Raw genomic sequence first — 18,948 nt, 5'->3', positions numbered from 1 at the left:
GATCGAAAGTGGTGGGCGACCCTGGAATCGAACCAGGCGTGGGTCTCCCCGGCGGAGTTACAGTCCGCTGCCGCACCTTGCAGCACGTCGCCCGCCGATCGCTTTCGGCGTGGGGGGTGATTAACTTCCCCGTCTGGGGGCGTCAAGCAGATTTCCGGGGCTTGCGCGATTGCGTCGTCCCGCGCAGAGAGGGTGGGCATGAAAGGACACTGAAAATGGCCGAGAAGACCGGAAATTCGAAAAAGCCCACCTGGGTCATCGACAAGGAACGCGCCCGCCGCGCGGCCGCAGCCGAAACCGTCTGGCTGTTCGGTCTGCACGCGGTGCGCGACGCGCTGGCCAATCCCGAGCGGGTCAAGCTGCGGCTGGTGGTCACGCAGAACGCTCTGGCGCGGCTTGGCGACCTGCACGGGATGGAACCCGAAGTCACGGATTCGCGCGTCTTCGACAAGGCCGTGCCGCTTTCGGCGGAAAGCGTGCATCAGGGGGCCGCGCTTGAGGTGAAGCCCTTGAAATGGGGCAGCCTGTCGGAGGTCGCGCTGCGCGAGGCGCCGGGCGAACGCAGGCCGCTGCTGGTGGCACTGGACCGGGTGACGGATCCCCACAACATCGGTGCGATCCTGCGATCGGCCGAGGTGTTCGGCGCGCGGGCGGTCATCGCGCCGCATCGCCATTCGGCCCCTGAAACGGGTGCCTTGGCGAAAACCGCGTCCGGGGCGCTGGAGCGCCAGCCCTATCTGCGGGTGCCCAACCTGGCCGAGGCCCTGAGCCAGCTGAAGGGCATGGGCTTCATCCTGGTGGGTCTGGACGGCACCGGGACCGAATCGCTGCCCAAGCTGATGGATGACCTGAAGGGTCGCGCCGTCTGCCTGGTGATGGGCGCCGAAGGTCCGGGAATGCGCGAACTGACGCTGAAGACCTGCGATCACGTCGCCCGCATCCCCTTTGCCGCCGATTTCGGTTCGCTGAACGTGTCCAATGCGGCCGCCATCGGCCTTTACGCCGCAAGCGGTGCCTGATTATCACAACCCTGCGACGTTTATGTCACGCGCGTTGAGAATCGGCCCGGGCGCTGTCACATAGAGGCTCCCTCTGACAGGACCCGGGTTTCCATGCGCCACCTTGTTTTCAGCCTTGCCTTGACGATGCTGTCGTCCCTGCCGGTCCAGGCTCAGGACTGGGCCTTGGGTGGCTTCGATCCGGTCGGCTATGCCGATGCGGGTCGCGCCGTGCCGGGGCGCAGCGACATCGCGACCATGTGGCAGGGCAAGCTGTGGCATTTCGCGTCCGAGGAAAATCGCGCCCGGTTCGAATCCGATCCCCGCAGCTTTGCGCCCGATTTCGACGGCATCTGCCCGGTCTCTCTGTCCGAGGGGCAGCCGCAGCGCGGTGATCCCCGGCATTTTGCGATCATCAAGGGGCATCTCTATCTGCTGCGATCAGGCGCGGCAGAACGCAAGCTTCGGCAGAATAGCGAAACAGTGCTGAAGCATGCCCGGACCGCCTGGCGCGGCGACTGACGATTCGCCGGTGTAGTCACGAATTCGTGATGCGGGTGGAACCATTTGGGGGTGATGCCCATTTACCTCATGGAACATGGCCCCGGAACGGTCATGTTCAGATCACTGTCCCTCGTTCCGTGACTTGCGCTCGGCCACTTTGTGGTCCGGGCGCCTTTTCTATGAGAGGCTCGCTCAACTTCAGGGTGCAGGGCAGGGAGGTCGGAATGGACGTTCAGCAGGTTGAAGACCGCGATATTGAATGGGTCGCGCAAAATGTCTCGGTGATCGCGGTGGTGGGTCTGTCGCCCAACGAATCCCGCCCTAGCTGGGGTGTCGCGCGATATTTGCAGGCCAAGGGCAAGACGATCGTCCCGGTCAACCCCGGCCATGCGGGTCACAACATCCTGGGCTGCAAGGTCTATGCAAGTCTGGCCGACATCCCAAAAGATGCGGGCGTGCAGATGGTCGACATCTTCCGGCAATCTTCGGCGGTGGCGGGGATCGTCGACGAGGCGCTGGAGCAGCTGCCCGACCTGAAGGTGATCTGGACCCAGCTGGGCGTGCGTGACGATACGGCCGCCAGAAAGGCCAGTCGGGCAGGGATCATGGTCGTGCAGGACCGCTGTCCCAAGATCGAATTCCCGGAATTTTTGTAATCTGGGCTGGCCCGATAGTGATCGGCCACGAAACCGCCGGTTATCTGCTTGACGGGGACGCGGGCAAATTCTAATCAGGCCCGACCTCAGGGGTATAGCTCAGTTGGTAGAGCATCGGTCTCCAAAACCGAGGGTCGTGGGTTCGAGTCCCTCTGCCCCTGCCAGGTCCTTCCGTTCAAGACAGCCACCGCCCGGATGGGCGTCATGCAGGGTTGTCACGACCGGACGGCTTCGTTACATCAGCGCCTGCACTTGCGAAGGAGCCTGTCGTGGCCACCAATCCAGTCCAGTTCATCAACCAGGTCCGTGCCGAGGCCGCCAAGATCACGTGGCCCACGCGCCGCGAGGTCATTACGACGACGATCATGGTCATGATCTTCGCCTCGATCACCAGCCTGTTCTTCTTTCTGGTCGATCTGGCTGTTCGCACGGGTCTGACCGAAGGGCTGCGACTGATCAGCGGCTGATCAGGGCTTGCAATTCGCGGCCAAGGGCGGTATCTGCCCACGACTGTCCGGAAGGCGGCGTGCATAGGAATTCCATGCGCGCCGATTTCAATTTTTCGGATACAATTGGAATTCAAGGGGTTGCGCGGTTCCGTGTGATTCCCCCGAGATGAGCAGGGGTCGATCGAGACATGGCAAAGCGTTGGTATTCGGTCAGTGTCCTCTCGAACTTCGAGAAGAAAGTCGCCGAGGCGATTCGTCAGGCTGTCGCCGAGAAGGGTCTGGAAGAACAGATCGACGAGGTGCTGGTCCCGACCGAGGAAGTGATCGAGATCCGGCGCGGCAAGAAGGTCACGTCCGAGCGCCGCTTCATGCCGGGTTACGTTCTGGTCCACATGGACATGATGGATCGGACCTATCATCTGGTCAATTCGATCAACCGCGTCACCGGCTTCCTGGGTGCCCAGGGCAAGCCGATGCCGATGCGGGACGATGAAGTGAACGCGATGATGAACCGCACCAGCGACGGCGAGGCCGCCGCGCCGCGCAACCTGATCCGCTTCGACGTGGGCGAGCAGGTGAGCGTCACCGACGGTCCCTTCGAGGGCTTCTCGGGGATGGTCGAGGAAGTGGACGAGATCTCGTCGCGCGTGAAAGTCACCGTGTCGATCTTTGGCCGGCCCACGCCGGTCGAACTGGAATTCACGCAGGTCTCCAAGACCTCGTGATCAGCCGCGGGAGGCGTGAGCCGCACCGCTAAGTCAAGGCCTGCACATGCGGGCATGATGATGAAGGAGAGGCCACATGGCCAAGAAAGTTGTCGGCAGCCTGAAGCTGCAAATCAAGGCGGGCCAAGCGAACCCGTCGCCCCCCGTCGGTCCTGCACTGGGCCAGCGTGGTATCAACATCATGGAATTCTGCAAGGCGTTCAACGCCAAGACGCAGGAAATGGAGCAGGGTGCCCCCGTTCCGGTCGTGATCACCTATTACGCTGACAAGTCGTTCACCTTCGAAACCAAGACGCCCCCGGCATCCTTCCTGCTGAAGCGCGCCGCTGGTCTGAAGCCGGTCGGCAAGCGCAACCGCGCACGCGGTTCGGAAAAGCCCGGCCGCATGAATGCCGGTTCCGTCACGGTCAAGCAGGTCCGCGAGATCGCCGAAACCAAGATGGCTGATCTGTCGGCAAACGACATCGATCAGGCCATGAAGATCATCGTCGGCTCGGCCCGTTCGATCGGTATCGAGGTGAAAGGCTAAGTCATGGCAAAGTTTTCAAAAAAGAAAGTCGCAGCCCGCGCTGCCTTTGACGGCAAGTCCAACCTGACCGTTGAAGAGGCCGTCAAGCTGGTCAAGTCGGCCGCCTCTGCGAAATTCGACGAAACCGTCGAGATCGCGCTGAACCTGGGCGTCGATCCCCGCCACGCAGACCAGATGGTCCGCGGCGTGGTCACGCTGCCCGCAGGCACCGGCAAGGACGTCCGCGTCGCCGTCTTCGCCCGCGGCCCCAAGGCCGACGAAGCCAAAGCAGCCGGCGCCGAGATCGTGGGTGCCGAAGACCTGATGGAATCCATCCAGGCCGGCAAGATCGATTTCGACCGTTGCATCGCGACGCCGGACATGATGCCGCTGGTCGGGCGTCTGGGCAAGATCCTGGGCCCGCGCAACCTGATGCCGAACCCCAAGGTCGGCACGGTGACGATGGACGTCAAATCGGCCGTCGAAGCTGCCAAGGGCGGCGAAGTGCAGTTCAAGGCTGAAAAGGCCGGCGTGGTTCACGCAGGCATCGGCAAGGTCTCGTTCGACGAGGACAAGCTGGCCCAGAACCTGCGTGCCTTCGTCGACGCCGTCAGCAAGGCGAAGCCCACGGGCGCGAAAGGGACTTACATGCAGAAAGTCTCGATCAGCTCGACCATGGGTCCGGGCGTTTCGGTGGATGTCGCCTCGGCAGCCGCCAACTGAGTTTTCCGGGTGCGTTTCGGCGCATCCGACAAGTTTCCTGGCCCCTGGGCCGGGAATGGCGGGGCTGCCAAGGTTGCCCCGTCCTGTCCGAGACGGAGGGTGCAGGCAGCCGCCTGCTTAATGTCCTTCCTGAGACGGGGAAGCATTTTTCCGAAGGCCAGTCCTTCGGGCGATCTTGCCCCGATGCGGACCCGACCTGTTGCCCGGTTCCGGGCGCAGGAAAGTGAGAGCCGGGGGGAAACCCCCAACTTGGAGTGAAACCGTGGATAGAGCACAAAAAGAACAGGTGGTCGACGAGCTCGGCCAGATCTTTGAAAGCTCTGGCGTCGTGGTGGTTGCCCACTACGAGGGGATGACGGTTGCACATATGCAGGATCTCCGTTCGCGCATGCGCGAAGCCGGTGGTTCCGTTCGCGTTGCCAAGAACAAGCTCGCCAAGATCGCCCTGGAAGGTAAGCCTTGCGCAAGCATCGCCGACTACCTGACGGGCATGACCGTGATCACCTATTCGGAAGATCCCGTGGCTGCTGCCCGGATCGCCGACAAGTACGCCAAGGATAACGAACGTTTCGTCATCCTGGGTGGTGCGATGGGTGACTCGGCCCTGGATCCGGCCGGTGTGAAAGCCGTCGCCTCGATGCCGTCGCGTGAAGAGCTCATCGCTCAGATCGCATCGTGCATCGGTGCGCCTGGTTCGAACATCGCCGGTGCCATTGGCGCGCCTGCTTCGAACATCGCGAGCATCCTCACGACCTTGGAAGAGCGTGAGGCTGCGTAAGCAACTTATCCCCAACTGGTGGTTTGAAACCCGACGTTGGAACACTAACTGGAAAGAACGGAAAAATGGCTGATCTGAAGAAACTTGCCGAAGAAATCGTGGGCCTGACCCTGCTGGAAGCCCAGGAACTGAAGACCATCCTGAAGGATGAGTACGGCATCGAGCCGGCTGCCGGTGGCGCCGTCATGATGGCTGGTCCTGCTGCTGCTGGCGAAGCCGCAGAAGAAAAGACCGAATTCGACGTCGTCCTGACCGACGCCGGCGCAAGCAAGATCAACGTGATCAAAGAGGTTCGCGGCATCACCGGTCTGGGCCTGAAAGAAGCCAAGGACCTGGTCGAAGCTGGCGGCAAGGTCAAGGAAGGCGCTTCGAAAGCCGAAGCCGAAGAAATCAAGGCAAAGCTGGAAGCAGCTGGCGCCAAGATCGAACTCAAGTAATCGGTCGCAAGATCGGTTAGAGACAGGCAGGGTCCGGGTTTTCCCGGTCCCTGCCGAACCTGTCTTGAAGGGCGGTCCGGTTGGCGGACATTCCTTCAGGGCATGTTCGAGGTTCGGGAGCCGCGCGGTGGGACGGGCGGCATGAATGGAACCTCACCCCTGCATTCGTAGGCCGTATTCCGGGGGCCCCGACCCGGAACGCGCGCGAAGACGAAAGGTGACAAGACCCCATGGCGCAAGCTTATGTCGGCCAAAAGCGTATCCGGCGCTATTATGGCAACATCCGTGAAGTTCTGGAGATGCCGAACCTGATCGAGGTTCAGAAATCCTCCTATGACCTGTTCCTGAATTCGGGCGAAGGCACCGGCCACAATGATGGCGACGGGATCCAGGGCGTGTTCCAATCGGTGTTCCCGATCAAGGACTTCAACGAGACCGCAACGCTGGAATTCGTGAAATACGAGCTTGAGCACCCCAAATACGACGTGGACGAGTGCCAGCAACGCGACATGACCTATGCCGCGCCGCTGAAGGTCACCCTGCGTCTGATCGTTTTCGATGTCGACGAGAATACCGGGGCCAAATCGGTCAAGGACATCAAGGAACAGGACGTCTTCATGGGCGACATGCCCCTGATGACCCAGAACGGCACCTTCGTCGTCAACGGCACCGAGCGTGTCGTCGTCAGCCAGATGCACCGCAGCCCCGGCGTCTTCTTCGACCACGACCGCGGCAAGACCCATTCCTCGGGCAAGCTGCTGTTCGCATGCCGCATCATTCCCTATCGCGGCAGCTGGCTGGACTTTGAATTCGACGCCAAGGACCTGGTCTTTGCGCGCATCGACCGTCGCCGCAAGCTGCCGGTGACGACGCTTCTCTATGCCCTGGGCATGGATCAGGAAGCGATCATGGACAGCTTCTATGAGACGGTGAACTATACCCTGCGTCGCGACGGTCGCGAACAGGGCTGGGTCACCCGCTTCTTCCCCGAACGCGTGCGCGGCACCCGTCCGGCCTTCGACCTGGTCAATGCCGATACCGGCGAGATCATCACCAAGGCCGGTGAAAAGGTCACGCCGCGTCTGGTCAAGAAACTGCAGGAAACCGGCGAGCAGCTGAACCTGCTGGTGCCGTTCGAGCGTATCGTCGGCCGTTTCGTCGCCAAGGACATCGTCAACGACACCACCGGCTTCATCTATGCCGAGGCCGGCGACGAGATCACCGCGGAATACAGCAAGGACGGCGAACTGAACGGCGGCCTGCTGAAGGTTCTGCTGGACAACGGCATCGACGACGTGCCGGTTCTGGACATCGACCATGTCAATGTGGGCCCCTATATCCGCAACACCATGGCGGCCGACAAGAACATGAACCGCGACCAGGCGCTGATGGACATCTATCGCGTCATGCGCCCGGGCGAGCCTCCCACCGTCGAGGCCGCGTCGAACCTGTTCAACAGCCTGTTCTTCGACAGCGAGCGTTACGACCTGTCCGCGGTCGGTCGCGTCAAGATGAACATGCGTCTTGACCTGGATGCCCCCGACACGCAGCGCACGCTGCGCCACGAGGACATCGTCGCCTGCGTCCACGGCCTGGTGGAACTGCGCGACGGCAAGGGCGAGATCGACGACATCGACCATTTGGGCAACCGTCGCGTCCGTTCCGTCGGCGAATTGATGGAAAACCAGTATCGCGTCGGCCTGCTGCGCATGGAACGTGCCATCCGCGAGCGTATGTCCGGTGTCGAGATCGATACCGTCATGCCGCAGGACCTGATCAACGCGAAACCCGCAGCGGCCGCGGTGCGTGAATTCTTCGGCTCGAGCCAGCTGTCGCAGTTCATGGACCAGACCAACCCGCTGTCCGAAGTGACACACAAGCGTCGCCTGTCGGCCCTTGGGCCGGGCGGTCTGACGCGCGAACGCGCAGGCTTCGAGGTCCGCGACGTTCACCCGACCCATTATGGCCGGATGTGCCCCATTGAAACGCCAGAAGGTCAGAACATCGGTCTGATCAACAGCCTCGCGACCTTTGCGCGGGTGAACAAGTACGGCTTCATCGAAACCCCCTATCGCAAGGTGATCGAGGGCAAGGTGACCGACGACGTGGTCTATATGTCCGCGACCGAGGAAATGCGTCACACCGTGGCCCAGGCCAACGCGACGCTGGATGCCGAAGGCGGCTTCGTCGACGAGCTGATCAGCACCCGCCAGTCGGGCGACTTCATGTTGAACCCGGTCGATGCCATCGACCTGATCGACGTGTCGCCCAAGCAGCTGGTCTCGGTTGCTGCGGCGCTGATCCCGTTCCTGGAAAACGACGACGCCAACCGCGCCCTGATGGGTTCGAACATGCAGCGTCAGGCCGTGCCGCTTCTGCGCGCCGAGGCCCCCTTCGTGGGCACCGGCATGGAAGCGACCGTGGCCCGCGATTCCGGCGCCGCCATCATGGCGCGTCGCGGCGGCGTCATCGACCAGGTCGATGCGCAGCGTATCGTCGTGCGTGCGACCGAGAACCTGGGTGCGGGCGATGCCGGCGTGGACATCTATCGTCTGCGCAAGTTCAAGCGTTCGAACCAGTCCTCGACCATCAACCAGCGTCCGCTGGTGAAGGTGGGCGAAAAGGTCGTGGCCAACCAGGTCATCGCGGACGGTCCCTCGACCGACCAGGGCGAACTGGCCATCGGTCGGAACGTGGTCGTCGCGTTCATGCCGTGGAACGGCTACAACTATGAGGACTCGATCCTGATCTCCGAGCGGATCCACCGCGACGACGTGTTCACCTCGATCCATATCGACGAATACGAAGTGGCGGCCCGCGACACCAAGCTGGGGCCGGAAGAGATCACCCGCGACATCCCCAACGTGGGTGAAGAAGCGTTGCGCAACCTGGATGAAGCCGGCATCGTCTATATCGGCGCCGAATGCGGTCCGGGCGACATCCTGGTGGGCAAGATCACCCCCAAGGGCGAAAGCCCGATGACGCCGGAAGAAAAGCTGCTGCGCGCCATTTTCGGTGAAAAGGCGTCCGACGTCCGCGATACCTCGCTGCGTCTGCCGCCCGGAGCCTATGGCACGATCGTCGAGGTTCGCGTCTTCAACCGCCACGGCGTCGACAAGGACGAACGTGCCCTGCAGATCGAGCGCGAGGAAGTCGAGCGTCTGGCGCGCGACCGCGACGACGAACAGGGCATCCTGGACCGCAACATCTATGCGCGTCTGAAGTCGCTGATCCTGGGTAAGGTTGCCGTCAAGGGGCCGAAAGGCGTCAAGGCCAATACCGAGGTCACCGAGGAACTGCTGGGCACGCTGAGCCGTGGTCAGTGGTGGCAGCTTGCCGTGGGCGAGGAAGACATCGCCAAGGAAGTCGAGGCGCTGAACGGCCAGTACGACACCCAGAAGAAGCTGCTGGAAGCCCGCTTCGAGGACAAGGTCGAGAAGGTCCGTCAGGGTGACGACCTGCCCCCCGGCGTGATGAAGATGGTCAAGGTCTTCGTCGCCGTGAAGCGCAAGCTGCAGGCTGGCGACAAGATGGCCGGCCGTCACGGCAACAAGGGCGTCGTGTCCAAGGTCGTGGCCATGGAAGACATGCCGTTCCTGGCGGACGGCACCCCCGTCGACCTGGTGATGAACCCCCTGGGCGTGCCGTCGCGCATGAACGTGGGTCAGATCCTGGAAACCCACATGGGTTGGGCATCGCGCGGTCTTGGCATCAAGATCGACGAGGCGCTGGAGTCCTATCGCCGCGATGGCGACATGACCCCGGTCCGCGACGCGATGAAGAACGGTTACGGTGACGATCTCTATGCCTCGACCTTCGACGGCATGGAGGACGAGCAGCTGCGCGAACACGCCGATACGGTTCGCACCGGTGTTCCGATCGCCACCCCCGTCTTCGACGGTGCCAAGGAAGCCGACATCAACGATGCGCTGACGCGTGCCGGGTTCGATACCTCGGGGCAGTCGGTGGTGTTCGATGGCCGCACGGGCGAACAGTTCGCCCGCAAGGTCACCGTCGGGATGAAGTACATCCTGAAGCTGCACCACCTGGTCGATGACAAGATGCACGCCCGTTCGACGGGTCCGTACAGCCTTGTCACGCAGCAGCCCCTGGGCGGTAAGGCCCAGTTCGGTGGCCAGCGTCTTGGTGAGATGGAGGTCTGGGCACTGGAGGCCTATGGCGCCGCCTATACCTTGCAGGAAATGCTGACCGTGAAGTCGGATGACGTCGCAGGCCGCACCAAGGTTTACGAGTCCATCGTCAAGGGCGAGGACAACTTTGAAGCAGGCGTGCCGGAATCGTTCAACGTTCTGGTCAAGGAGGTCCGGGGTCTGGGCCTCAACATGGAACTCCTGGATGCGGAAGAAGAAGAGTGAGGGCGCAAGCCCCCACTCACCCTTCCACCGTGCCCTTCATTAGGAATTGGAAATGAACCAGGAACTTGCCACCAACCCTCTGAACCCGCTGGCCCCCACGCGGCAGTTCGATGAGATCAAGATCTCGCTGGCCTCGCCGGAAGAAATTCTGGCCTGGTCCTTCGGCGAGGTGAAGAAGCCCGAGACGATCAACTATCGCACGTTCAAGCCGGAACGCGATGGTCTGTTCTGCGCGCGCATCTTCGGTCCGATCAAGGACTACGAATGCCTCTGCGGCAAATACAAGCGCATGAAGTATCGCGGCCTGGTCTGCGAGAAATGCGGCGTGGAAGTCACGCTGCAGAAGGTCCGCCGCGAGCGGATGGGCCATATCGAACTGGCAGCGCCCGTCGCCCATATCTGGTTCCTGAAGTCGCTGCCGAGCCGCATCGGCCTGATGCTGGACATGACGCTGCGCGATCTGGAACGCATTCTCTACTTCGAGAACTATGTCGTCATCGAGCCGGGTCTGACCGACCTGACCTATGGCCAGCTGCTGGGCGAGGAGGAATTCCTCGACGCGCAGGACAATTATGGTGCGGATGCTTTCCAGGCCGATATCGGTGCCGAAGCCATCCGCGCGATGCTGGCCAATATCGATCTGGCCGCGACCGCTGAACAGCTGCGCGAGGACCTAAAGGCCGCCACCGGCGAGCTGAAGCCCAAGAAGATCATCAAGCGCCTGAAGATCGTCGAGAGCTTCCTGGAATCGGGCAACCGCCCCGAATGGATGATCATGACCGTCATCCCGGTCATTCCGCCGGAACTGCGTCCGCTGGTTCCGCTGGATGGCGGCCGCTTTGCAACTTCGGACCTGAACGACCTTTATCGTCGCGTGATCAACCGCAACAACCGTCTGAAGCGGCTGATCGAACTGCGCGCGCCCGACATCATCGTGCGCAACGAAAAGCGCATGCTGCAGGAATCGGTCGATGCGCTGTTCGACAACGGCCGTCGCGGCCGCGTCATCACCGGGAACAATCGTCGCCCGCTGAAGTCGCTGTCGGACATGCTGAAAGGCAAGCAGGGCCGCTTCCGCCAGAACCTTCTGGGCAAGCGGGTCGACTTCTCGGGTCGTTCGGTCATCGTGACCGGCCCCGAACTGAAGCTGCACCAGTGCGGTCTGCCCAAGAAGATGGCGTTGGAGCTGTTCAAGCCCTTCATCTATTCGCGTCTTGAAGCGAAGGGTCTGTCCAGCACCGTCAAGCAGGCCAAGAAGCTGGTCGAGAAGGAGCGTCCCGAGGTCTGGGACATCCTGGAAGAGGTGATCCGCGAGCACCCGGTTCTGCTGAACCGTGCGCCCACGCTGCACCGTCTGGGCATCCAGGCCTTTGAACCGATCCTGATCGAAGGCAAGGCCATCCAGCTGCACCCGCTGGTCTGTTCGGCCTTCAACGCCGACTTCGACGGCGACCAGATGGCCGTGCACGTCCCGCTGTCGCTGGAAGCGCAGCTGGAAGCGCGCGTCCTGATGATGTCGACGAACAACGTCCTGTCGCCCGCCAACGGCGCACCGATCATCGTTCCCTCGCAGGACATGATCCTTGGCCTCTACTACGTCTCGATGAGCCGCGAAGGCATGAAGGGCGAGGGCATGTCCTTCGCCAATATCGAGGAGGTCGAGCACGCCCTGGCCGCAGGCGAAGTGCATCTGCACTCGAAGATCACCGCCCGGATCCGTCAGATCGACGAGAACGGCAACGAGGTTCTTCAGCGCTTCGAAACCACGCCGGGCCGCATGCGTCTTGGCGCGCTGCTGCCGATGAACGCCAAGGCTCCGTTCGAGCTGGTGAACCGTCTGCTGCGCAAGAAGGACGTGCAGGTCGTCATCGACACCGTCTACCGCTACTGCGGTCAGAAGGAATCGGTGATCTTCTGTGACCAGATCATGGGTCTGGGCTTCCGCGAGGCTTTCCGTGCCGGCATCAGCTTCGGCAAGGATGACATGGTCGTTCCCGACAACAAGTGGACGATCGTCGAGGAAGTCCAGGAGCAGGTCAAGGAATTCGAACAGCAGTATCTGGACGGCCTGATCACCCAGGGCGAAAAGTACAACAAGGTTGTCGATGCCTGGTCCAAGTGCAACGACCGCGTGACCGAAGCCATGATGTCGACGATCTCGGCAACGAAGATCGACGAGAACGGTGCCGAGATGGAGCCGAACTCGGTCTACATGATGGCCCACTCGGGTGCGCGTGGTTCGGTCAACCAGATGAAGCAGCTGGGTGGCATGCGCGGCCTGATGGCCAAGCCGTCGGGCGAGATCATCGAGACGCCGATCATCTCGAACTTCAAGGAAGGTCTGACCGTTCTTGAATACTTCAACTCGACCCACGGCGCCCGGAAGGGTCTGTCGGACACCGCGTTGAAGACGGCGAACTCGGGTTACCTGACCCGTCGTCTGGTCGACGTCGCCCAGGACTGCATCATCCGCGAACATGACTGCGGAACCGAGCATTCGATCACGGCCTCGGCCGCGATCAACGATGGTGAGGTCATCTCGCCGCTGAGCGAGCGCGTGCTGGGCCGGACGGTGGCCGAGGACGTGCTGGTTCCGGGCACCGACGAGATCATCATCCGCACGGGTGAAGTGGTCGACGAACGCAAGGCCGATGCCATCGAGAAGGCGGCTGTCCAGCAGATCCGCATCCGTTCGGCGCTGACCTGCGAATCCGAGGACGGGATCTGTGCGCTCTGCTATGGCCGCGACCTGGCCCGCGGCACGCTGGTCAACATCGGCGAGGCTGTCGGCATCATCGCCGCGCAGTCGATCGGCGAACCGGGCACCCAGCTGACGATGCGGACCTTCCACATCGGCGGTATTGCCCAAGGTGGACAGCAGTCCTTCCAGGCGGCCTCGCACGAGGGCACGATCCAGTTCCGCAACGAGAGCATCCTGGAAAATGCCAATGGCGAACAGGTCGTCATGTCGCGCAACATGCAGCTGATCGTCCTGGACGAGCAGGGGCAGGAACGCGCCAGCCACAAGCTGTTCTACGGTTCGAAGCTGTTCGTGAAGGAAGGCGACCGGGTCATCCGCGGTGCCAAGCTGTTCGAATGGGACCCCTATACCCTGCCGATCATCGCGGAAAAGGGCGGCGTGGCCAAGTTCGTCGACCTGATGTCGGGGATCTCGGTCCGCGACGAGACCGACGATGCGACCGGCATGACCCAGAAAATCGTGACCGACTGGCGGTCGGCGCCGAAAGGCAACGACCTGAAGCCCGAGATCATCATCATGGACGCCGATGGCGAACCGGTGCGCAACGACCAGGGCAACCCGGTCAGCTATCCGATGTCCGTTGACGCCATCCTGTCGATCGAGGACGGCCAGGAGATCCGTCCCGGTGACGTCGTGGCGCGTATCCCGCGCGAAGGTGCACGGACCAAGGACATCACCGGGGGTCTTCCCCGCGTGGCGGAACTGTTCGAGGCCCGTCGTCCCAAGGATCACGCGATCATCGCGGAAATCGACGGCTATGTGCGCTTTGGCAAGGACTACAAGAACAAGCGTCGCATCAGCATCGAAGCGGCCGAGGAAGGCGTGGCTCCGGTCGAGTACATGGTGCCGAAAGGCAAGCACATCCCGGTGCAGGAAGGCGACTTCGTGCAGCGTGGCGACTACATCATGGACGGCAACCCGGCGCCGCACGACATCCTGCGCATCATGGGTATCGAGGCCTTGGCCGACTACCTGATCGACGAGGTGCAGGACGTCTATCGACTGCAGGGCGTGAAGATCAACGACAAGCACATCGAGGTGATCGTTCGCCAGATGCTGCAGAAGATCGAGATCATCGACAGCGGCGAAACCACGCTGCTGAAGGGTGAGCATGTCGAGCGTGACGATTTTGACGCCGAGAACGCGAAGATCGAGGCACGCGGCGGACGTCCGGCCACGGGCGAACCGGTCCTGTTGGGCATCACCAAGGCGTCGCTGCAGACCCGCAGCTTCATCTCGGCCGCGTCCTTCCAGGAAACGACGCGCGTGCTGACCGAGGCTGCCGTTCAGGGCAAGCGCGACAAGCTGGTCGGCTTGAAGGAAAACGTCATCGTCGGCCGTCTGATCCCGGCCGGTACCGGTGGCGCGACCGCCCGCGTGCGGCGCATCGCCTCCGAGCGTGACTCGGAAGTGATCGAGGCACGCCGCGCCGAGGCAGAGGCCGCAGCCGCCCTGGCCGCACCCGAGCCTGCCGCCGAGGCAAGCCCGAGCGCCGAGGCGCCTGCGACCAATCCCGAGGATTGATGCCGGCATCATGACAAGGCAGGGGCCCGGCATCACGCCGGGCCCTTGTCGTTTCGACGCCGCGAACTTGCGACGGGGCGGTGCGCGGGATATCCCTTGTGGGGCGACCATCGGAGGGCGGGAATGAAGGTTCAGATGCTGGGGCTCTGCCGGTTTTCCTATGTCGGGCTTCGCGGCTTTCAGGTCGAGCACGCGGATTACCAATCGCGGCGGGCCTATCTTTACGATCCCGACCGGCTGGAGCGGCGCTGGCAGTGGTTCATTCAGGTGGCGATGCCGGGCTGGATGGCGCAGACCGATCCCGACTTCACGCTGGTCATCATGGCCGGCCCCGATCTTCCCGAACCTTATCTGACGCGGTTGGCGGCCCTTTGCGACCGCGTGCCACAGCTGCGTCTGGCGCTGGTCCCGCCGATGGCCAAGCACCGCGAGGCCTGCCTGCAAGCCGTGGCCCCCCATGTGGACGGTACGGCTGATGTGGTCGGCCATTTCCGCCACGACGATGACGACGCCGTCGCATTGGATTACGTCGAACGCAGCCGCGCCGATTTCGCCCGCGTCCAGGATCTGTGGCGGGTCGAGGAACGGCTGTCGCTGGATTATGGCCGCGGATTGATGGTGAAGGCCGCGCAGGGGCGGGTGTCGATCACGCCGTGGTTGTGTCACAACATGGGCGTCGCGCTGACCATCTTCCTGCGGCCCGATGCGGGGCTGAGCGCGCTCAGTTTCAACCATGCCGCCTTGGGCAAATGGATGCCGGGCGTGTCGGTCAACACGCCGGTGATGTTCATCCGCTCGATCCATCGCGACAGCGATTCAGGGGCGATGGGGCAGGGCACCGCCTGGCAGCCCCAGGACGAGCCGCTGGCCCGGCTGATCCCGCGCCGTTTCGGTTTCGGACGCAAGGTCATGGACGAACTGGCCCGCCTTGGGGGATGACGCCCGGATGACGGGCAGGGGGGCCATGTTGACAGGAGGGCGGAATCCGCCTATAGCCCCGCTACCCGGCGGGAAACCGTCTTGGGCACATGAACATATGAGGTCACGATCCGGGCCGAAATACGCCCCGATCCTCTGAAATCATGCCCGTCACCCGGTTTCCGGCGCGGCGGGCTTGGTATTTTGCGATTCGCGCAACTTACCGTCGAGAAGAGGCGCAACCGGTTTGGTTGCGAGTATTGACAGAGCAAGACGGGGAACCGAATGCCTACGATCCAACAGCTGATCCGCAAACCGCGGCAGCCGAAAGTGCAGCGCAGCAAGTCGCAGCACCTTCAGGGCTGCCCGCAGAAGCGCGGCGTCTGCACGCGCGTCTATACCACGACGCCGAAGAAACCGAACTCCGCTATGCGTAAGGTGGCCAAGGTCCGCCTGACGAATGGCTTCGAGGTCATCTCCTATATTCCGGGCGAAAAGCACAACCTGCAGGAACACAGCGTCGTGCTGATCCGCGGCGGCCGCGTCAAAGACCTTCCGGGTGTCCGTTACCACATCCTGCGCGGTGTTCTGGATACCCAAGGCGTCAAAGACCGTCGTCAGCGTCGTTCGAAATACGGCGCCAAGCGTCCGAAATAAGGAGAGGCATCAATGTCCCGTCGTCACGCCGCTGTAAAGCGCGATGTCCTGCCCGACGCCAAGTTTGGCGATCGTGTGCTGACCAAATTCATGAACAACCTGATGGTTGACGGCAAGAAGTCGGTCGCCGAACGGATCGTCTACAACGCGCTGGAGCGCGTCGAGACCCGCCTCAAGCGCGAACCGATCGAAGTCTTCCACGAGGCCCTGGACAACGTGAAGCCGTCCGTCGAAGTGCGTTCGCGCCGCGTCGGTGGTGCCACCTACCAGGTTCCCGTCGAAGTCCGCCCGATCCGCCGCGAGGCCCTGGCCATCCGCTGGCTGATCACTGCCGCTGCCAAGCGCAACGAAAACACGATGGAAGAGCGCCTTGCAGGCGAGCTGGCCGACGCCGTCAACGGCCGCGGCACCGCCGTGAAGAAGCGCGAAGACACGCACAAGATGGCCGACGCCAACAAAGCGTTCAGCCACTACCGCTGGTAAGGCGAAAGGATCCCGACCATGGCACGCGATTATCCGCTGCAGCGTTACCGCAACTTCGGCATCATGGCCCACATCGATGCCGGCAAGACCACGACGACCGAGCGTATTCTGTTCTACACCGGCAAGTCGCACAAGATCGGCGAAGTGCATGACGGCGCCGCGACCATGGACTGGATGGAGCAGGAGCAGGAGCGCGGCATCACGATCACGTCTGCCGCGACCACCACGTTCTGGCAGCGTCAGGAAGACCCGACCACCGAAGGGACGTCCGACACCAAGTACCGCTTCAACATCATCGACACCCCTGGCCACGTCGACTTCACCATCGAAGTCGAGCGTTCGCTGGCTGTTCTGGACGGCGCGATCTGCCTTCTGGACGCCAACGCCGGTGTCGAGCCCCAGACGGAAACCGTCTGGCGCCAGGCCGACCGCTACAAGGTTCCGCGGATCGTTTTCGTCAACAAGATGGACAAGATCGGCGCCGATTTCTTCAACTGCGTGAAGATGATCAAGGACCGCACCGGCGGCACCCCGTGCCCGATCGCGTTGCCGATCGGCGCCGAGGACAAGCTGGAAGGCATCGTCGACCTGATCAAGATGGAAGAATGGGTCTGGATGGGCGAAGATCTTGGCGCAAGCTGGGTTCGTCAGCCGATCCGTGACGAGCTGAAGGATCTGGCCGACGAATGGCGCGCCAACATGATCGAGCTTGCCGTCGAGCAGGACGATGCCGCCATGGAAGCCTATCTGGAAGGCGAGGAGCCCGACGAGGCCACCCTGCGCGGTCTGATCCGCAAAGGTACGCTGTCGCTGTCCTTCTTCCCGGTCACTGCCGGTTCCGCGTTCAAGAACAAGGGCGTCCAGCCCCTGCTGAACTCGGTCATCGACTTCCTGCCGACCCCGCTTGACGTCCCGGCCTACATGGGCTTCGCGCCCGACGATGAGACCGAGACGCGCAACATCGAACGTCGTGCAGATGATTCCCAGCCCTTCTCGGGTCTGGCTTTCAAGATCATGAACGACCCCTTCGTCGGCTCGCTGACCTTCACGCGCATCTATTCGGGCGTGATGAAGAAAGGCGATCAGATGCTGAACGCCACCAAGGGCAAGCGCGAACGCGTCGGCCGCATGATGATGATGCACTCGATCAACCGCGAGGAAATCGAGGAAGCCTTCGCAGGCGACATCATCGCGCTGGCAGGCCTGAAGGAAACCACCACGGGCGACACGCTGTGTGATCCGTCCAGCCCGGTGGTTCTGGAAACGATGACCTTCCCCGAGCCGGTCATCGAGATCGCCGTCGAGCCCAAATCGAAGGCCGACCAGGAAAAGATGGGCATCGCCCTTCAGCGCCTGGCAGCCGAAGATCCGTCCTTCCGCGTCGAAACCGATCTGGAATCGGGTCAGACGATCATGAAGGGCATGGGCGAACTTCACCTCGACATCCTGGTCGACCGCATGAAGCGCGAGTTCAAGGTCGAGGCGAATATCGGTGCCCCCCAGGTGGCCTATCGCGAAACGATCTCGACCTCGGCCGATATCGACTACACGCACAAGAAGCAGACCGGTGGTACCGGCCAGTTCGCACGCGTCAAGATGACCATCACCCCGACCGAGCCGGGCGAAGGCTATTCGTTCGAAAGCAAGATCGTCGGTGGCGCGGTGCCCAAGGAATACATCCCGGGCGTCGAGAAGGGCATCAAGTCGGTCATGGATTCCGGTCCGCTGGCAGGCTTCCCGGTCATCGACTTCAAGGTCGCCCTGACGGATGGTGCGTTCCACGACGTCGACTCCTCGGTCCTGGCGTTCGAGATCGCGGCCCGTGCCGCGATGCGCGAAGGTCTGCGCAAGGCCGGTGCGAAGCTGCTGGAACCGATCATGAAGGTCGAAGTCGTGACGCCGGAAGAATATACCGGTTCGATCATCGGCGACCTGACCAGCCGTCGCGGCATGGTGCGCGGACAGGACAGCCGCGGCAACGCGAACGTCATCGACGCCGCAGTGCCGCTGGCCAACATGTTCGGCTACATCAACAACCTGCGTTCGATGTCTTCGGGCCGTGCGGTGTTCTCGATGCAGTTCAGCCACTACGAAGCTGTGCCGCAGAACATCTCGGACGAGATCCAGAAGAAATACGCCTGATTTTGCAGCGGGGCTACGGCCCCGCTCCTGACCTGAATTGAAGAACAAGGAGCCATTCCATGGCAAAGGCAAAGTTTGAACGGAACAAGCCGCACGTCAACATCGGGACCATTGGTCACGTTGACCACGGCAAGACGACGCTGACCGCTGCGATCACGAAGTATTTCGGCGATTTTCGCGCCTATGACCAGATCGACGGCGCGCCCGAAGAGAAGGCCCGCGGGATCACGATCTCGACCGCGCACGTGGAATACGAGTCCGAGTCGCGCCACTATGCGCACGTGGACTGCCCCGGCCACGCCGACTACG

General features: G+C 62.3%; 16 protein-coding genes and 2 tRNA genes. 17 read left to right on the top strand and 1 reads right to left on the bottom strand.

Going from position 1 to position 18,948, the window contains the following annotated elements:
- Window positions 1–9 precede the first annotated feature (9 nt).
- Window positions 10–93 (bottom strand) — tRNA-Tyr (locus DKT70_RS05720).
- Window positions 94–215: 122 nt separating this feature from the next.
- Here DKT70_RS05720 and rlmB point away from each other — a divergent pair.
- From rlmB to DKT70_RS05635, 17 genes are all read left to right on the top strand, one after another.
- Window positions 216–1,019, top strand: a complete 804-nt coding sequence (rlmB, locus tag DKT70_RS05715; protein ID WP_111558247.1) for a 23S rRNA (guanosine(2251)-2'-O)-methyltransferase RlmB — start codon at window positions 216–218, stop codon at window positions 1,017–1,019.
- 93 nt (window positions 1,020–1,112) lie between these two features.
- Window positions 1,113–1,520: a YHS domain-containing (seleno)protein gene (locus DKT70_RS05710; protein ID WP_111558246.1), complete on the top strand. Its 408-nt coding sequence runs from the start codon at window positions 1,113–1,115 to the stop codon at window positions 1,518–1,520.
- A 206-nt stretch (window positions 1,521–1,726) separates the two neighbouring features.
- Window positions 1,727–2,158 carry a CoA-binding protein gene (locus DKT70_RS05705; RefSeq protein ID WP_111558245.1) on the top strand — a complete coding sequence of 144 codons (432 nt, stop codon included), beginning with the start codon at window positions 1,727–1,729 and terminating at the stop codon, window positions 2,156–2,158.
- A gap of 88 nt (window positions 2,159–2,246) precedes the next feature.
- Window positions 2,247–2,322: transfer RNA gene (locus DKT70_RS05700), tRNA-Trp, on the top strand.
- Window positions 2,323–2,427: 105 nt separating this feature from the next.
- A complete protein-coding gene (gene secE, locus DKT70_RS05695; protein WP_072295946.1) occupies window positions 2,428–2,625 on the top strand; it encodes a preprotein translocase subunit SecE in 198 nt (65 codons plus the stop codon).
- A gap of 170 nt (window positions 2,626–2,795) precedes the next feature.
- Window positions 2,796–3,332 carry a transcription termination/antitermination protein NusG gene (gene nusG, locus DKT70_RS05690; RefSeq protein WP_111558244.1) on the top strand — a complete coding sequence of 179 codons (537 nt, stop codon included), beginning with the start codon at window positions 2,796–2,798 and terminating at the stop codon, window positions 3,330–3,332.
- Window positions 3,333–3,408: 76 nt separating this feature from the next.
- Window positions 3,409–3,861: a 50S ribosomal protein L11 gene (gene rplK / locus DKT70_RS05685; protein ID WP_111558243.1), complete on the top strand. Its 453-nt coding sequence runs from the start codon at window positions 3,409–3,411 to the stop codon at window positions 3,859–3,861.
- A gap of 3 nt (window positions 3,862–3,864) precedes the next feature.
- Entirely contained in the window at window positions 3,865–4,563 is a 699-nt protein-coding gene (gene rplA, locus DKT70_RS05680) for a 50S ribosomal protein L1 (RefSeq protein ID WP_072295949.1), read from the top strand.
- A gap of 262 nt (window positions 4,564–4,825) precedes the next feature.
- Window positions 4,826–5,341, top strand: coding sequence for a 50S ribosomal protein L10 (gene rplJ, locus DKT70_RS05675; RefSeq protein WP_072296000.1), 516 nt, complete (start codon window positions 4,826–4,828; stop codon window positions 5,339–5,341).
- Window positions 5,342–5,406: 65 nt separating this feature from the next.
- Complete coding sequence (gene rplL / locus DKT70_RS05670) at window positions 5,407–5,778, top strand: 50S ribosomal protein L7/L12 (protein WP_072295950.1); 372 nt, start codon at window positions 5,407–5,409, stop codon at window positions 5,776–5,778.
- 230 nt (window positions 5,779–6,008) lie between these two features.
- Window positions 6,009–10,154, top strand: coding sequence for a DNA-directed RNA polymerase subunit beta (gene rpoB, locus DKT70_RS05665; RefSeq protein ID WP_111558242.1), 4,146 nt, complete (start codon window positions 6,009–6,011; stop codon window positions 10,152–10,154).
- A 52-nt stretch (window positions 10,155–10,206) separates the two neighbouring features.
- Entirely contained in the window at window positions 10,207–14,439 is a 4,233-nt protein-coding gene (gene rpoC, locus DKT70_RS05660; RefSeq protein WP_111558241.1) for a DNA-directed RNA polymerase subunit beta', read from the top strand.
- A gap of 123 nt (window positions 14,440–14,562) precedes the next feature.
- Complete coding sequence (locus DKT70_RS05655) at window positions 14,563–15,378, top strand: glycosyltransferase (protein WP_111558240.1); 816 nt, start codon at window positions 14,563–14,565, stop codon at window positions 15,376–15,378.
- Window positions 15,379–15,642: 264 nt separating this feature from the next.
- Window positions 15,643–16,014 carry a 30S ribosomal protein S12 gene (rpsL, locus tag DKT70_RS05650; protein ID WP_022705687.1) on the top strand — a complete coding sequence of 124 codons (372 nt, stop codon included), beginning with the start codon at window positions 15,643–15,645 and terminating at the stop codon, window positions 16,012–16,014.
- Window positions 16,015–16,026: 12 nt separating this feature from the next.
- Entirely contained in the window at window positions 16,027–16,497 is a 471-nt protein-coding gene (gene rpsG / locus DKT70_RS05645; protein WP_072295953.1) for a 30S ribosomal protein S7, read from the top strand.
- Between the two features lie 18 nt (window positions 16,498–16,515).
- Complete coding sequence (gene fusA, locus DKT70_RS05640; protein ID WP_111558239.1) at window positions 16,516–18,639, top strand: elongation factor G; 2,124 nt, start codon at window positions 16,516–16,518, stop codon at window positions 18,637–18,639.
- A gap of 59 nt (window positions 18,640–18,698) precedes the next feature.
- The coding region (locus DKT70_RS05635) for a GTP-binding protein (RefSeq protein ID WP_233490438.1) at window positions 18,699–18,948 on the top strand (250 nt) is incomplete at its 3' end.

It is taken from the genome of Paracoccus sediminilitoris (assembly GCF_003259195.1).
Taxonomy (GTDB): Bacteria; Pseudomonadota; Alphaproteobacteria; order Rhodobacterales; family Rhodobacteraceae; genus Paracoccus; species Paracoccus sediminilitoris.
This window is presented reverse-complemented; position numbering and strand designations above follow the sequence as displayed.

What these genes read in the sequence shown, in the direction of transcription:
- DKT70_RS05705 (WP_111558245.1), top strand. Translation starts at nt 1,727, where the DNA reads ATGGACGTTCAGCAGGTTGAAGACCGCGATATTGAATGGGTCGCGCAA.
- fusA (WP_111558239.1), top strand. Translation starts at nt 16,516, where the DNA reads ATGGCACGCGATTATCCGCTGCAGCGTTACCGCAACTTCGGCATCATG.
- rpoC (WP_111558241.1), top strand. Translation starts at nt 10,207, where the DNA reads ATGAACCAGGAACTTGCCACCAACCCTCTGAACCCGCTGGCCCCCACG.
- rplK (WP_111558243.1), top strand. Translation starts at nt 3,409, where the DNA reads ATGGCCAAGAAAGTTGTCGGCAGCCTGAAGCTGCAAATCAAGGCGGGC.
- nusG (WP_111558244.1), top strand. Translation starts at nt 2,796, where the DNA reads ATGGCAAAGCGTTGGTATTCGGTCAGTGTCCTCTCGAACTTCGAGAAG.
- rpsL (WP_022705687.1), top strand. Translation starts at nt 15,643, where the DNA reads ATGCCTACGATCCAACAGCTGATCCGCAAACCGCGGCAGCCGAAAGTG.
- rlmB (WP_111558247.1), top strand. Translation starts at nt 216, where the DNA reads ATGGCCGAGAAGACCGGAAATTCGAAAAAGCCCACCTGGGTCATCGAC.
- rplL (WP_072295950.1), top strand. Translation starts at nt 5,407, where the DNA reads ATGGCTGATCTGAAGAAACTTGCCGAAGAAATCGTGGGCCTGACCCTG.
- rpoB (WP_111558242.1), top strand. Translation starts at nt 6,009, where the DNA reads ATGGCGCAAGCTTATGTCGGCCAAAAGCGTATCCGGCGCTATTATGGC.
- DKT70_RS05710 (WP_111558246.1), top strand. Translation starts at nt 1,113, where the DNA reads ATGCGCCACCTTGTTTTCAGCCTTGCCTTGACGATGCTGTCGTCCCTG.
- DKT70_RS05655 (WP_111558240.1), top strand. Translation starts at nt 14,563, where the DNA reads ATGAAGGTTCAGATGCTGGGGCTCTGCCGGTTTTCCTATGTCGGGCTT.
- rplA (WP_072295949.1), top strand. Translation starts at nt 3,865, where the DNA reads ATGGCAAAGTTTTCAAAAAAGAAAGTCGCAGCCCGCGCTGCCTTTGAC.
- rpsG (WP_072295953.1), top strand. Translation starts at nt 16,027, where the DNA reads ATGTCCCGTCGTCACGCCGCTGTAAAGCGCGATGTCCTGCCCGACGCC.